13 protein-coding genes and 2 pseudogenes are annotated in these 13,879 nt (G+C 68.2%); 6 read left to right on the top strand and 9 right to left on the bottom strand.

All coding sequences use genetic code 11. The annotated features are described in order from the left end of the window. Nucleotides 1-159: 159 nt before the first annotated feature. Nucleotides 160-1,026, bottom strand: coding sequence for an alpha/beta fold hydrolase (locus ACIHCQ_RS43830; protein ID WP_399674823.1), 867 nt, complete (start codon nt 1,024-1,026; stop codon nt 160-162). Nucleotides 1,027-1,132: 106 nt separating this feature from the next. Here ACIHCQ_RS43830 and ACIHCQ_RS43825 point away from each other — a divergent pair, with 106 nt between their 5' ends. After that, nucleotides 1,133-1,612, top strand: coding sequence for a CGNR zinc finger domain-containing protein (locus ACIHCQ_RS43825; protein WP_399674821.1), 480 nt, complete (start codon nt 1,133-1,135; stop codon nt 1,610-1,612). A 168-nt stretch (nt 1,613-1,780) separates the two neighbouring features. Here the strand turns inward: ACIHCQ_RS43825 and ACIHCQ_RS43820 are convergent, their stop codons facing one another. The 5 genes from ACIHCQ_RS43820 to ACIHCQ_RS43800 all read right to left on the bottom strand — a co-directional run bounded on the left by ACIHCQ_RS43820 (nt 1,781) and on the right by ACIHCQ_RS43800 (nt 5,444). Beyond that, complete coding sequence (locus tag ACIHCQ_RS43820) at nt 1,781-2,083, bottom strand: hypothetical protein (RefSeq protein ID WP_399674819.1); 303 nt, start codon at nt 2,081-2,083, stop codon at nt 1,781-1,783. 5 nt (nt 2,084-2,088) lie between these two features. Then, on the bottom strand, nt 2,089-2,880 hold the full coding sequence (locus ACIHCQ_RS43815; RefSeq protein WP_399674817.1) for an ABC transporter permease: 792 nt from the start codon (nt 2,878-2,880) through the stop codon (nt 2,089-2,091). Next, nucleotides 2,877-3,872 (bottom strand): ATP-binding cassette domain-containing protein, encoded by a 996-nt coding sequence (locus tag ACIHCQ_RS43810; protein ID WP_399674815.1) that lies wholly within the window; start codon nt 3,870-3,872, stop codon nt 2,877-2,879. Before ACIHCQ_RS43810 ends, ACIHCQ_RS43815 begins: the two co-directional genes overlap by 4 nt. Before the next feature lie 38 nt (nt 3,873-3,910). After that, nucleotides 3,911-4,801, bottom strand: coding sequence for a DUF4097 family beta strand repeat-containing protein (locus ACIHCQ_RS43805; protein WP_399674813.1), 891 nt, complete (start codon nt 4,799-4,801; stop codon nt 3,911-3,913). 115 nt (nt 4,802-4,916) lie between these two features. Continuing rightward, a complete protein-coding gene (locus ACIHCQ_RS43800) occupies nt 4,917-5,444 on the bottom strand; it encodes a toxin-antitoxin system HicB family antitoxin (RefSeq protein ID WP_399674811.1) in 528 nt (175 codons plus the stop codon). A 296-nt stretch (nt 5,445-5,740) separates the two neighbouring features. On the opposite strand from ACIHCQ_RS43800, the gene ACIHCQ_RS43795 reads away from it, so the two are divergent. From ACIHCQ_RS43795 to ACIHCQ_RS43780, 4 genes and pseudogenes are all read left to right on the top strand, one after another. Then, nucleotides 5,741-5,944: a hypothetical protein gene (locus tag ACIHCQ_RS43795; RefSeq protein ID WP_399674809.1), complete on the top strand. Its 204-nt coding sequence runs from the start codon at nt 5,741-5,743 to the stop codon at nt 5,942-5,944. A gap of 128 nt (nt 5,945-6,072) precedes the next feature. Beyond that, nucleotides 6,073-8,107: pseudogene (locus ACIHCQ_RS43790) on the top strand (APC family permease). A 94-nt stretch (nt 8,108-8,201) separates the two neighbouring features. Further along, complete coding sequence (locus ACIHCQ_RS43785; RefSeq protein ID WP_399674807.1) at nt 8,202-8,459, top strand: hypothetical protein; 258 nt, start codon at nt 8,202-8,204, stop codon at nt 8,457-8,459. 594 nt (nt 8,460-9,053) lie between these two features. Continuing rightward, nucleotides 9,054-9,767, top strand: a pseudogene (locus tag ACIHCQ_RS43780) (transposase); the annotation flags it as partial. Here the strand turns inward: ACIHCQ_RS43780 and ACIHCQ_RS43775 are convergent. Continuing rightward, nucleotides 9,716-10,033: a Fic family protein gene (locus ACIHCQ_RS43775; RefSeq protein ID WP_399674825.1), complete on the bottom strand. Its 318-nt coding sequence runs from the start codon at nt 10,031-10,033 to the stop codon at nt 9,716-9,718. The pseudogene ACIHCQ_RS43780 and the gene ACIHCQ_RS43775 overlap by 52 nt on opposite strands. 247 nt (nt 10,034-10,280) lie before the next feature. Next, nucleotides 10,281-10,853, bottom strand: a complete 573-nt coding sequence (locus ACIHCQ_RS43770; RefSeq protein WP_399674827.1) for a hypothetical protein — start codon at nt 10,851-10,853, stop codon at nt 10,281-10,283. On the opposite strand from ACIHCQ_RS43770, the gene ACIHCQ_RS43765 reads away from it, so the two are divergent. Next, nucleotides 10,746-11,903: an IS1380 family transposase gene (locus ACIHCQ_RS43765; RefSeq protein WP_399674805.1), complete on the top strand. Its 1,158-nt coding sequence runs from the start codon at nt 10,746-10,748 to the stop codon at nt 11,901-11,903. The two genes, ACIHCQ_RS43770 and ACIHCQ_RS43765, sit on opposite strands and share 108 nt — an antisense overlap. Before the next feature lie 658 nt (nt 11,904-12,561). On the opposite strand, the gene ACIHCQ_RS43760 is transcribed toward ACIHCQ_RS43765, so the two are convergent. Continuing rightward, entirely contained in the window at nt 12,562-13,446 is an 885-nt protein-coding gene (locus ACIHCQ_RS43760) for a hypothetical protein (RefSeq protein WP_399674803.1), read from the bottom strand. Nucleotides 13,447-13,879 lie beyond the last annotated feature (433 nt).

The raw sequence follows: 13,879 nt of genomic DNA, 5'->3' as shown, positions 1-13,879 counted from the left end.
GCCGCACGATCTCCCACAACCCGTCCGGAACAATCCATCCCCACTGGCCACTCCCCATGACCAAGCTCTACCCCAACTCACCACATAGGACACGGCCTTGGAGGGTCGGGGACTGGCGCGGTGGCCTGCGAAGGCTCCGTTTCCAGCCCCCGACCCTACTTATCCCAGCACCCGCCCGAGGAAGCCGCGCAGGTAACCCGCGACGACGTCCAGGTGGCTCTCCAGCAGGAAGTGACCGCCATTGACCAGGTGCACCTCCGCGTCCTTGGCGTCGCGGGCGAAGGCTCGCGCGCCGGCCGGGCCGAAGATTTCGTCGTTGCGGCCCCACACGGCGAGCACCGGGACCTCGCTGGTGCGTAGGAATTTGTGTAGCAGCGGGTAGAGCGGGCGGTTGTTCGGGTAGTCGCGGAACAGCGCCAGCTGGACCTCGTCGTTGCCCTCGCGGGAGACGAGGGCGAAGTCGTGCTCCCAGGTGTCCGGGTTGACCAGGCTCGGGTCGGGCACGCCGTGCACGTACTGCCAGCGGATGGCGTCGACGCTCAGTGCGGCGCGGACGGCGGGTTCGGTGTCGGGGCCGGGGTTCGCCCCGTAGGCCCAGACGTCGGTCCAGAACGACTCGACGAAACCGTCCTCGTAGCCGTTGCCGTTCTGGGTGACGAGGGCGGAGATCCGTTCGGGGTGCTTGAGCGCGAGGCGCCATCCGATGGGGGCGCCGTAGTCCTGGACGTAGAGGGCGTAGCGGTCCAGGCCCAGTTGGTCGAGCAGTCCGGAGGTGAGTTCGGCGAGGGCGTCGAAGGTGTAGGCGAACTCCCCTACGAGGGGGGCGTCGGAGTGGCCGAAGCCGAGGTGGTCCGGCGCGATGACGTGGTAGTCGTCGGCCAGCAGCGGGATGAGTTCGCGGAACATGAACGAGCTGGTTGGGTAGCCGTGCAGCAGGACGATCGCGGGGGCGTCAGCGGGGCCGGCTTCGCGGTAGAAGATCTCATGGCCGTCGACGGTGGCGGTCCGGTGGTGCACCGAGCTCATTTTTAACCCCTTCAAATGTTTTATCTGGTTAGTTCCTCGTCATGCAAGCACGGAATGAGCTAACCTGTCAAACAACTCGATCTGGTTAGAGGGGGAGTGGCATCCGATGGACACGCTGCTGGACCTGCTCAACAGCAGGCCACTGGTCAACGGCGAGGAACGGGACGCGCTCGGCGACCCGGCCGGAGGCAGACGCTGGGCGCGGGAGCACGGCGGCGAAGGCAGCCTCGCGGAACTGGCGCTGCTGCGCGAGACGCGGGACATCCTGCGGGACATAGTGTGCGGAGAAAGCTCGCCCGCCGCGTTGAGCCCGCTGCTCGAAGGGGTCCACCAGATCCCGGAGATCACTTCGGATGGTCTTCAGTGGATGGTCAGGACTCCCCCGCACGCCCGGCTGGCCGTCGAGGTGGTTCTCGCCTGGGCCGCCACCGAGAAGCAACTGCCCGGCCGGCTACGCCCCTGCGCCAACGACGAGTGCCGGCTGTTCCTGCTCGACCGCAGCCGCGCCAACCGTGCCCGCTGGTGCTCGATGGCCGTCTGCGGCAACCGCGAAAAAGCACGTCGCCACTACGAACGCACCCGCTGACCCGTCCCCCACGCGCCGTACGCGGCTAGCGTTCTCACAAACGTTCCTTTGCCGGAGCAAGCCGGGGTGACTGGTTCGATCGCCACGCCCGCCGCCCGGCCATTCCGGCGCTGATGAGATCTTCGAGGAGAACACCCGGCTGCCAGCCTGTCGGCCAACCCGCTCGCCTCACCGCAGGACATCGAGGACCTGGACGGCTGGACCCTCCACCGGCTCCGCCACAATGCCCTGACACACGACGCCGAAGGCGGCACTTGCACCCCGATGCGGCTGGCCCGCTCGCGCCATGCTTCCGTCTGCTCCCTGGAGCGGTACGCACGCCCCGGCGTCGGCGCGGTCGCCGGGCACGTCGCCGAGCGCGACCCCGCTGTACGTCGCCAGGGCTGAACCAGGGGCGGCGTAGGCCGACGCGGTGTCTGCGTTCGCCGCCCTGGGGCGGGACGAGCTGCGGGAGGCGGCCCGCGCTGTCATGGCGGTTACTTCGGGTCGCGGTTGAACAGCGAGGTCGACCAGCGGTAGCCGAGCGCGGTCAGGCCGACGCACCAGGCGAGCGCGATCCACCCGTGGTTGCCGATCTCGGTGCCGAGCAGCAGGCCGCGCAGGGTTTCGATGGCGGGTGTGAACGGCTGGTACTCGGCGATCGGCTGGAACCAGCCCGGCATCGTGTCGGCCGGGATGAAGGCGCTGGAGATGAGCGGGAGGAGGATCAGCGGCATGGCCATGTTGCTGGCCGCCTCGGGGTTCGGGCTGGCCATGCCCATCCCCACGGCGATCCAGGTGAGCGCCAGGGCGAACAGCGCGAGCAGTCCGAACGCCGCCAGCCATTCCAGGGCCGTGGCGTCGGTGGAGCGGAAGCCGATGGCCACGGCGATGGCGCCGACGAGGACCAGGCTGGCGAGCACCTGCAGCACACTGCCGACGACGTGCCCGACGAGCACGGAGCCGCGGTAGACCGCCATCGTGCGGAAGCGGGCGATGAGGCCCTCGGTCATGTCCATGGAGACGGAGATCGCGGCCCCGATCACGGTGGAGCCGATGGTCATCGTCAACAGGCCCGGGACGAGATAGGCGATGTAGTCGGAGCGATCCGCGCTGCCGCCACCGATGCCCGCGCTCATCACGTCGCCGAAGATGTAGACGAAGAGCAGCAGCATCATGATCGGCGTGAGCAGCAGGTTCAGGGTCATGGACGGGTAGCGCCGGGCGTGCAGGAGGTTGCGGCGCAGCATCGTGTTCGAGTCGCGTACGGCGAGGGAGAGGGCGCTCATCGGACATCCGCCTTGGGCTGGTTGGTCTGGTTGGGGACGTTGGTGGTGCTGGTCAGGGCGAAGAACACGTCGTCGAGGTCGGGGGTGTGCACGGTCAGTTCGTCCGCCTCGATGCCGGCGGAGTCCAGCCAGTCGAGGATGGAGCGCAGCTCACGCTGGCTGCCGTCGCTGGGGATCTGCAGTGACAGAGCCTCGTCGTCGCGGGTGGCCTCGCGCAGGGCGACGGCGGCGGACTGGTAGGCGACGGGGTCGGTGAACCGCAGCCGCACGTGCCCGCCGGGGATGAGCCGCTTCAGCTCCGCGGCGCTCCCCTCGGCGGCGATCTTGCCGTCGTTGAGCACCGCGATGCGGTCGGCGAGTTCGTCGGCCTCTTCCAGGTACTGGGTGGTGAGGAAGACGGTGACGCCGTCGGAGACCAGGTCGCGGATGATCCCCCACATGTTGTGGCGGCTGCGGGGGTCGAGGCCGGTGGTCGGCTCGTCGAGGAAGATGATCCGCGGGCTGCCGACCAGCGTCATGGCGAGGTCGAGGCGGCGCTTCATGCCGCCGGAGTAGGTGGAGACGGGCTTCTTCGCGGCCTCGGTGAGGTCGAAGCGCTCCAGGAGTTCGGCGGCGGTGCGGCGGCCCTCGCTGCGGGAGAGGTGGTGCAGGTCCGCCATGAGGAGCATGTTCTCCTCGCCGGTGATCAGGCCGTCGACGGCGGAGAACTGCCCGGTGACGCCGATCGCGGCCCGCACCGCCTGCGGATCGGCGGCCAAGTCATGGCCACCGACATGCAGATCGCCGGCATCGGCGGTGATGAGGGTGGAGAGGATCTTGACGGCGGTGGTCTTGCCGGCGCCGTTCGGGCCGAGGAGAGCGAAGATGGTGCCTTCGGTGATGTTCAGGTCGATGCCGTCGAGCACGAGCTTGTCGCCGTAGGACTTGCGCAGTGCGGTGGCGGTGATCGCCGGCGCCGTGGTGTTCGGCGCGGATGTCTGGGTGGCAGTCATGCCGCTTTCCTTTCGGGGGGAGTTGGGGGTCGCCGGGGTCAGGCGCGGCGGATGGTGATGTCGCCGACCGAGGTCCGGGCGTGCACCTCGACGGTCTCGTCGGAGTCCGCGGGGCCGGCGGAAGAGCCGAGCGAGTTGCGTACCGTGCCGTACTTGGGGTTCAGGTCGAGCCAGGCGGCGGTGCCCTCGTGGATGCCCACTTCGAGGTCGCCGACGGAGGTACGCAGGTCGATACGGCCGCGGGTGACGTCGCCGACGCGGATGCGGCCGTTGGAGGACATCGCGTCGACCCCGGCGTGGGCGACGCCGACTTCGATCCGGCCGTTGGCGCACTTGGCGTCGACGCTGCTGTGCGCGATGCCGACGGAGATGTCGCCGTTGGCCGCGTTGGTCTTCAGGGCGCCGGTGACCTCGCCGACCTCGGTCGCGCCGTTGCCGTTCTTGACGGTCGCCGTGCCGGCGACGGTCCCGATCTCGATCCGGCCCGAGCCGATGACTTCGATGTCCCCGGTCGACCGGGCCAGGCGGATGTCACCGTGGTCGGTCTTGAGGTTGGCGCCGGCCACCTCGTCGACCTGGAGGTCGCCGAGCGAGGTCTTGAGCGTGACTTCCCCGAAGCGGCCTTCGCAGTAGACGCTGCCCATGGCCGTGATGCCCCGGACATCGGATCCGGCGGGCAGTTCGATGCTCACCTCGATGGAGCCCGGCTTGCCGAACGGGGACCGCTTCTTGGGTGTCTTGACCGTGAGGCGGCCGCCCGAGCAGGTGACCTGGGTCTGCTGCACGGCGCGTACGTCGTTGTCGTCGGATCCGTTGCTCGGCAGCACCTCCACGACCGTGTCGGTGCGCTTGCCCGCGGTGATGCGGGCGGTGCCGGCCTCCAACTCGAGGGTGGCGGAAATCGGTTCGGGGGTCTCGAAAGCAGGCATGGCTGTTCCGTCCTCTTGGCTTGGGTGGTTGATCCCGCCGGTGAGGCGGGTGATGGGTGACGTCGGCGGGATCGGCGATCCGCCGGTGAAGGTGGGGTGGGGTGGGCCGGCGGCCTTAGCGGACCCAGCCGGTGAAGCCCCGGCTGCCCTTGTCCTTGCCGCGGCCCGGCAGGCTTGCGCGCTCCCCGCCGTCAAGAGCGGTGGACACGGCCCGCACCAGCCAGGCGTTGACCGACAGGCCCTCCGCCGCCGCGGCGTCCTCGGCGCGGGCCTTGAGGTGGGCGGGGAGGCGGAGGTTGATCCGCGCCATGGCGCCGTCGTCGGCGTCCGCGGGCGGCGGTGGCGCGGCCGCGGCTGGTTCCGCGACCGGCTCCTGCGCCTCCCGGAACGGCTCGGGGGCGGGCGGCACCGTCACCACGAACTCCGGGTCGAGTCCGCGCAGTCGCACGTCGACCGAGCCCGGCGCCAGCTCCCGCGTGACCTCGACCATGGCGGCGGACAGTGCGTTGAGGAGGGTCAGGCGGGCGGCGGATTCCAGGGGGGCGGTGAGCCGCTCGGCGAGGGCGCGGGCGTCGTCGCCGCCGGCGTTCGCGGCGACGGCCAGCTCGTGCCGGAGGTTGTCGACGTAGGGCGTGAGGTCCATGACGCCATCATGGCACATCAGTAGTGCCACGGCGAGCCAGATTGGCTCCTTTTTGGCACTCGCGCCTCTGACCTGGGTTTCTTCCTTGAATTGGTGTGTCGTGGCACCGCACCGGAGAGGGAGTGGCCTGCGGTGGCGCTGCGGTGACGCCTTGGTGGCACCACTAGATGACGGGCCTGGCATCATCGGACCGCCGGTCTGGCGTCATCGCTGAGGCCGCTCCGCGTCCCGCTGCCGCATCCCGCTCGGCCCTGTGTGTTTTCGACCTTCGCCGCCCACCGACAGGACTTCCAGCCGTGGCTACCTTCCTCTGCAAACTGGGCCGTCTCGCCTTCCGGTGGCGATGGGTGATGGCGCTGCCGTGGGTGGTGATCTTCTGCGGTGCGGGCTTCGCCGCCCTCCGCCCCGGCGCCGCCCGCCGAACCGCGTTGAAGCAGCTGTCGCGGCGAATCGACGGCGAGACCGCTCAGACCGTCTTCAAGGTCGCCGGCCTGCAGTAGCGACGATGGCCCTCGGGCAATAATTACGCTATATGTACGAAATTCGGGCAATCCTAATGAGTTCTTAAAGCCCCTTAACTCACTGCGGTCATGCCTTATGACCAGGTGGGGCGACATACCCTCGCGTCGTGCTCAATGTGACCGGGGTACTCAAGCGGCTGGTGATCGGCCGGGCCAGGCGCAGCGAGGAGCTGGGCGAGACGCTGCTGCCCAAGAGCCTGGCCCTTCCGATCTTTGCTTCCGACCCGCTGTCCTCAGTGGCCTACGCCACCCAGGAGATCCTGTTGGTGCTCACCCTGGGCGGGCTGGCGTACCTGCATTTCACGCCCTGGATCGCGGCCGCGGTCGTCGCGCTGATGACCGTGGTGGTCCTGTCCTACCGCCAGGTCGTCCACGCCTATCCGAGCGGCGGCGGCTCCTACGAGGTGGCCTCGACGAATCTGGGCCCCTCCGCCGGTCTGGTGGTGGCCGCCGCACTGCTGGTGGACTACGTGATGACGGTGGCGGTCTCGGTCGCCTCGGGCGTGGACAACATCATCTCGGCGGTGCCCGAACTGGCCGAGCATCGGGTCTTGATGGCGCTCATCTTCGTCGGCCTGCTGACCGCGATGAATCTGCGGGGTGTGCGCGAGTCCGGCCGGCTGTTCGCCGCGCCGACGTATCTGTTCATCGGCGGCGTACTGATCATGGTGGGCACGGGCCTGTTCCGCTATCTGCTCGGAGACGCGCCGGTGGCCGAAAGCGCCGCGTACGGAGTGACACCGCAGCCCGGTGACGCGAACCTGGCGGGCCTGGCGATGGTGATACTGGTCCTGCGTGCCTTCTCCAGCGGCTGTACGGCACTGACGGGCGTGGAGGCGATCTCCAACGGCGTACCGGCCTTCCGCAAGCCAAGTCCCAGAACGCGGCGACCACCATGGCCGCGATGGGCATCATCGCCATCACCATGTTCGTCGGCGTCACCACCCTCGCGATCGTCACCAAGGTGCATATCGTCGCCGACGCCTGCCACCTGACCGGCCTGGCCGGTGACTGCGGCTCATACACCCAGCGCACGGTCATCGCCCAACTCGCGGCGTCCATCTTCGGCGGCGACAGCAGCTTCGGCTTCTACTTCATCCAGGCCGCCACCGCCCTCGTGCTGATCCTCGCCGCGAACACCGCCTTCAACGGGTTCCCGCTGCTCTCCTCGATCCTCGCCCAACACCGCTACCTGCCGCGCCAGCTGCACAACCGCGGCGACCGGCTCGCCTTCTCCAACGGCATCCTGGCCCTGGCGATCGTCGCCGGCCTGCTGCTCTGGGGATACAAGGCGAACGTCACCGACCTCATCCACCTCTACATCCTCGGCGTCTTCACCTCCTTCACGCTCTCCCAGACCGGCATGGTCCGGCACTGGAACCGCGAACTGCGCACCGAAACCGCCCCGGCCGTCCGCCGCCACCACCAGCTCGCGCGGGTCATCAACGCGACAGGGGCACTCGTCACCGGCCTTGTCCTGGTCATCGTGCCGGCCACCAAGTTCACCCAGGGCGCCTGGCTGGCGGTCCTCGCGGCCATCGTGCTCTGGTTGATGATGCGGGGCATCCGCCGCCACTACGACGCCACCGCGGCCGAACTCGCGGTCACCGACCCGCACAGCGAAATGGTGCCGCCCTCGCGGGTGCTGGCGATCGTGCTGGTCTCCACCACCACAAGCCCACCCTGCGCGCCCTGTCCTACGCCCGCGCCCCCAAGCCGGACCGCCTGGAAGCCCTCACCGTCGCCGTCGACCGCGACGCCTCCACCGCGCTGAAAAGCCAGTGGGAGGACTACGAAATCCCGGTGCCGCTCAAGGTCCTCGACTCCCCCTACCGCGAGATCACCCGATCCGTCGTGGACTACGTCCGCTCCATCAGACGCGAATCCCCGCGGGACGTCATCGCGGTCTTCATCCCCGAGTACGTGGTCGGCCACTGGTGGGAAAACCTGCTGCACAACCAGTCCGCGCTCTGGCTCAAGAGCCGCCTGCTGTTCACGCCCGGCGTCATGGTCACCAGCGTCCCCTGGCAACTCACCTCCTCCGCCCACGCCGACCACCCAGCCGCCCGCGCCCCCGGCTCCGTACGCCGCGGCGAACCCACCACCACCCCCAAGAACCAAGACGTCACCACGCACCGGTAACGGCCAAGCGGGTTGGTCCAGGCTGACAAACGTGGATGTCGGATGAGGGGGGCGTGCCCTCAGATCGCTCCCGCCCGAGCTGGAGAAGGCGCTCGTGCTGGCGCACCTGTTCAAGGAGGCCGCGCCCCAGACGCCGGTCATCTACACCGTCCACGAGCTCAAAAGGCCGGCAAGGAACGCCGCCGAGCTGATGACGCTGTCCACAGAGCTCCAGGCCGACGGCATCCAGCTCAAACTCCTCACCGGCCCGCTCACCCGGACCTACGACCCCAACGGCATGGGCGCGTTGTTCTCCGCCCGCACAGCAAACAGCACGACGCCCCCGACGCCGGGCAGGAATCGGGGGCCGTGACGCACGCATTCCACTGAGGTACCGGAACAAGTGCACGTGTCCATCGGCTCAACGCCGATCGCGGTCTGAGGTCACGCGTCAGGCGAGTGAAGCGCCCGGACGGTACGCTCCGTACCGGCCCGACCAGCACCTCCACGACGACCGCCCGCAGGTCTGCCGTACCGGCCGGCCTTGATCTCCACATAGCTCCAGTTGCCGCCCTCAACGGCCTGGCCACACGCGGGGATACGGGCCAACAGCGCGCAGCATAGGCTGCGGCCAGACGCTCCTCAGCCGGACTCGGGATGTCGCCACTCATATCCCTGGACCGTACGGCGCGGCAGCAGCCCCGACCACTCCCCGCCATCTCGCCCTCGCTGTTAGTGCTGCTCAGCGGCCTGGAGGGGGTACAGCGAGCCGGTCACCCATGACGGCGTCCCGCTGATCGCTTACGGATCCCCGGTTACCCAAACCGGGGATACTCCGCACCATTAACCTCGCCGTTTCGGTTGGGCTGAGGTCGGAAACGGGGCGTAAACGCGAAAGTGCCTTCTGAGCTGGGACGATGAACCTTGTCGAGGGGTTCTGTCGGTCCAAGCGGAACGTGCTTTCTGCGTGCAGGGTATCGGTTCTCGTCCCAAGCTCCATGTCTCCGCTGACGGAACTGGGGTGGTCGGGCACGCCGGGGCACGGTTGCTGGCCGATCTCGCCGAGGGGCCACCGGCCTGACTGCCGCGTACTCAACTGCACTCAGGCCACTCCGACCGCGCGGCACCGGGCATGACCCGGGCCGGACCGCCACCGATCTCGCGGTGATGCTCGCCGACGGCGGCGAGGCCATCGCGGATCTTGCCGTGCTGCGGGACCAGGCAGGGGTGTTCGGCCCAGTCGCCTCCACACCCACGGCCTGGCGGTTGCTCGCCGACACCGACGAGGCCGCACTCGCTTCGCTGCGAGCGGCCCGCGCCACGGCCCGGGAAGTCGCCTGGATACAGGCTGCCGAGACCGGCGAGGGCATACCCACTGTCCGGACCGGCGGACGAGAACTTCCCGGCCTGGTCCTGGACATCGACGCCACGCTGGTCACCTGCCACTCGGAAAAGGAACAAGCCGCGCCCACCTATAAGGGCGGCTTCGGCTTCCATCCGCTGTTGTGTTTCCTTGCGAACACCGGAGAGGCCATGTCCGGCCGGCTGCGGCCCGGCAACTCCGGAGCCAACACTGCCGCCGATCACATCGTCGGTGCTGGACGACGCCCTCGCGCAGATCCCCGACGCTCACCGGCACGGCACCGAGATCCTGGTCCGCGCCGACAGCGCCGGATCCGCGGGGCCAGTCTGATCCAGCCGAACTTTCTCCAGTTCCAGGACATGGGCGAGGGTGAGCATGGCGAGGCGGGCGTTGCCATCGGTGAAGGGGTGGAAGAAGGCCACGTCCAGGTAGGCCCTGGCCGCGCGGGAGGCCAGGGGGACTCGCAGGTCGGCGCTATCGCGCAGACACTGCTCAAAGTCCCACTGGGGGTGTGGCGTAAGCGCGTAGCGTTCCCGGCCGCCCTTGGCGAAGGCATCACCTTGTCGGAACGAAACCTCAGGCATGCCAAGGACAAGCCGCTGCCATTCAGCTAGAAGCGCGCAGGTGAGGGGGCGCTTATGGGAAGCGTCTGCGCGCGACTGAGCCAGCGCCGCGAGCAATCGGTCGGCTCGAGCCGGATTCGAGGAACGGCCCCCCGCATCGCACCAGGTGCCGAGGCCGTCCACGGTCGCCTCGACCGGTGCCGGTGTCTCACCGACCGCGGAAGTCCAGTCAATCTGGTTCCTGACATGGCACCAGGCAGCCAAGGCGTCAGCGGTCACGGTAAGGCTGCTCTCCGGTCACGCCTACGGCAAGATCCTCTCCCACGGTGTCGACCAGGGTCCGCGACGGTTCCGTCCAGCTCTTGAACCGTCCACCAATTGCGGTCTCGACCGCGTCCTTCGCGCTTTCCGGGCCCATGCCCGTAGAAGAGAGGAACCACGTCAGCACCGTGCGGCAGAGCCCGTACCAGCCGCATTCGGCACCCGTGCGGTCCACTACCACCGTCACCAGCCGGGTAGCTGCCCGTTCCAGGTGCCAGCTGCGCTCCTCGGCGTCCGCTCCGGCGGGCGGCGCCAACCGAGCGAACCGCTCGGCCAGCTCCTCCAGCCAGTCGCGCCACTCCAGCAGTGACGCGATCACCTTGGCGGCCGTCGCTGGGGGTTCGCCTATCGAATGGTCGGCGCAGCACCAGCTGATGACGATGCCTCCACCACCGCCCTCGCCGACCGCCCAGTGCCATCCGCAGGTCCACCGGCCGTATCGGGCTGCCAGAAGCACCGTGACTCCACCTTGGGCACGTTCCTGCGCGCGTTCACCCACGGCCATGCTCTCCAACTCCATGCGGTGCACCGTAGATTCCTGGCCGCGCTGGCCACGCATACCCCGCTGCTGCCCGGCTCGGGCGAGATGGCGTTCATCGATGTCGCCTCCACCCACAAGCGGGTCTACGGCCGGACCAAACAGGGCGCCGAGTACGGCCGGTTCAAGGGCATCCGCACCCTCCACCCGCTGCTGGCCACGATCTGCACTCCACAGTCCCGGCCGGTGATCGCCGGAGTCCGGATGCGCCGGGGCAAGGCAGCCGATGCCCGCGGCGCCCCGAAATTCGTCAGTGAGGCCCTGGCCACCGCCGTCGAGGCCGGCTGCACCGGCACCCGCATCCTGCGGGCGGACTCCCAGTTCTGCAACGCCGGTGTCATTGCCGCCTGCCGCCGGGCCGACGCCCACTTTTCGATCACCACCGGCATGAACCCCTCCATCAAGCGGGCCATCCTCGCCATCCCCGACGAGGCGTGGCAGCAGATCACCTATCCGACCGCGGTGCCCGACCCCGAGACAGGGGACCTCATCTCGGACGCCGAAGTCGCCGAGATACCCGCCTACACCGCGTTCGCCACCCGCAAAAAGGCGGAGCGGGTCACGGCCCGGCTGATCGTGCGCCGGGTCCGTGACCTGGCCAAACCCGCCGTCGTTGGCGAGCAGGGTGAGTTGTTCCCGGTCTGGCGCTACCACCCGTTCTTCACCGACAACCCCGCCAAGACCCTCCAGGCCGAGCGGGAACACCGCCACCACGCCGTCGTCGAACAGGTCATCGCCGACAGCAAAGCCCCTGCCCTGGCCCACCTGCCGTCGGCACACTTCCACGCCAACGCCGCCTGGCTCACCCTGTGGGCCATGACCTACAACCTGCTGCGGGCCGCTGGCGCACTGACCTCCGTCTTCCACGCCAAGGCCACCACCGCCACCCTCCGCGCCCACCTGATCCACGTCCCCGCCCGAACCGCCCGCTCCGCCCGCCGCATCACCCTGCACCTACCGCACAACTGGCCCTGGCAACACGCCTGGACACACCTCTTCGACACCGTCCACGCCCCGCCCGAACCCGCCTGACTGCCCCTGCCCACCCCGCCCGCCAGGGCCCAACCGGAACCGGACCCGTGGAAAAGCTGGGAAGACCAGCGGATACCACCCGCCCATGCACAGCCCCCGGCCCGGAACCCGACCGAAGCCCACCAGAAGATCACTTTCAAACCACGCCGGTGGATCAAGGCTAAAGGGCCGGTGTGTGTTTTAGCTGGTCAGGCGTGTTGTGCCTGGTCAAGGGAGCCTGGTTCGTGGGTCTTCTTTCCCGGTAGTTAGATCAGCAACGCTGTCGATGGGACGGGCGGCGGGATGTGATTCCGCAGCAATGGATCAATTTTGAATTTGTAGCGGAGGTCACCATCCGGATCCAGACTCGAACCCAGTCGTCGGCGCTCAAGTCCTATGCCCTTTATCGGGGCTCGCGAGGCTGCCTCGCCTGACTTCCGCCCCATACCGGTCGGTCTGCTTATGGATCACATCTTCCTGCGGCCCTCTTCCTCCGCGTCGCCGACGGCGACGCGGAGGTCATGCAGTCCTTGCAGCATCCGGATGACGGACGCTTCCGCCCGGCCGAGGGCTCACCGAGCGTCCTCAGCATCACCGCGCCGAAAACGATGGTGGGCACCGCGGGCATCCACCGCTGTCACCACGGTCGCGGACGACGCCGCCCTGTCGGGTGCCTCGCTCAGTTGGCGCGACGAGTCCTGACTCCGTCGGCCTCGAAGTCGTAGACCGTGTTGTTGATTCGCAGGCCGTCGACAGCGCCGATCCACATGTTGTCGCGGCCCTTGCTTACCGCGGCAGTGTAGATAGTCGGCTGCGCGCCGCCGTCGTTGAGCGCCGTTTTGAGCTGCTGGAATGTGCACATGGTGGTCTGGTTGCAGCCGGTCACGGTCCCCGCGTTGCCCGTGAGGTACCAGTCGCCGGTCGTGGTGGCGTCCAGGTAGGGACTCCAGCGGTTCGTCACCGGGGACGGGCCCGGCACCCACACCAGCGTGGAGTAGGTCGAGGCCGACGCGGTGAGGTTCGGATTGATCTCGAACTTGATGCCGGGCAGGTTCCTTGGGCCACCGTAGGAGATGTTCTCGCCGGTCTGGAAGACGTGGAAACCGACCTCGTTCAGTCCCAGTACCGGGTCACCGTAGAAGTCGACCTCGTTGCCGAAGTCGACCTTCTCACTGGGCGGAGCGAGGGAGGTGGAATCGTCTGCCACCTCGATTCCGAGGCTGCCTCGCCCGTAGGGCGGACTCGCGGAGGGGCCCTGTACACCGAACGAGCCGAACGGGCCGTTCCTCAAGGCAGCAACGGGAGAGCCGATCGTGTTGCGGGTGATCACACCCCAGTGGTCCGAGCTTCCCAAGCCTCCGCCGATGTCGCCGGAGACCGATCCCGGGACAGCCGCAGCGATCGCAGCGATTGTGTCGCGGGTGATCTCACCCCAGTGGTCCGAGCTTCCTCGCTCTCCGCCGGTGGCGGCAGATGCCGATCCCGGGACAGCCGAGACAGCGATCGCGGCCAGCGCCGTGACCCCGAGCGCCACTTTTCGTTTCACGCCAAAGCGAGCGTTCACGCTTCGCTCCTTATCATGGTCGGTTGAAGGGCAGGACGGGTACCGGATCCGGGACCTGCGTAGTGCACGCCACAGTAAGCACTCTCAGTAGCGGAACCGGCCACGACGCACTTGCCGTATGCGGCGATTAATCCCCCCGGAGGAGCGAACAATTGATCTGTTCGTGTCCGCGGAGCCGCTTGCTGTCCAACCGGTCAGGCCGGCCGCCAGCTGGGCTGATCGCCGGCGTCTCGACTTCCAGGCTGCCGCTGCAGGCCGACTGTTCCTCCTCACGACGCCGATCCAACTCGCCGACGGCATCTGACTCGGCCCTGTTCGATTCCTGACCTGGGCTAAGGCCAATGCTGGTGACTTAGATGTCCTGGGCTCGTTGGTTGTGGTGTGGCGAGGGTGGGGCAGGTCAAGTCGCCTGCGGGTGAGCGTTTGTCGGACC

Source organism: Streptomyces sp. NPDC052236, from assembly GCF_044548015.1.
Taxonomy (GTDB): Bacteria; Actinomycetota; Actinomycetes; order Streptomycetales; family Streptomycetaceae; genus Streptomyces.
The sequence above is the reverse complement of the archived record's forward strand: the minus strand, read 5'-3'. Positions and strand labels throughout refer to the sequence as shown.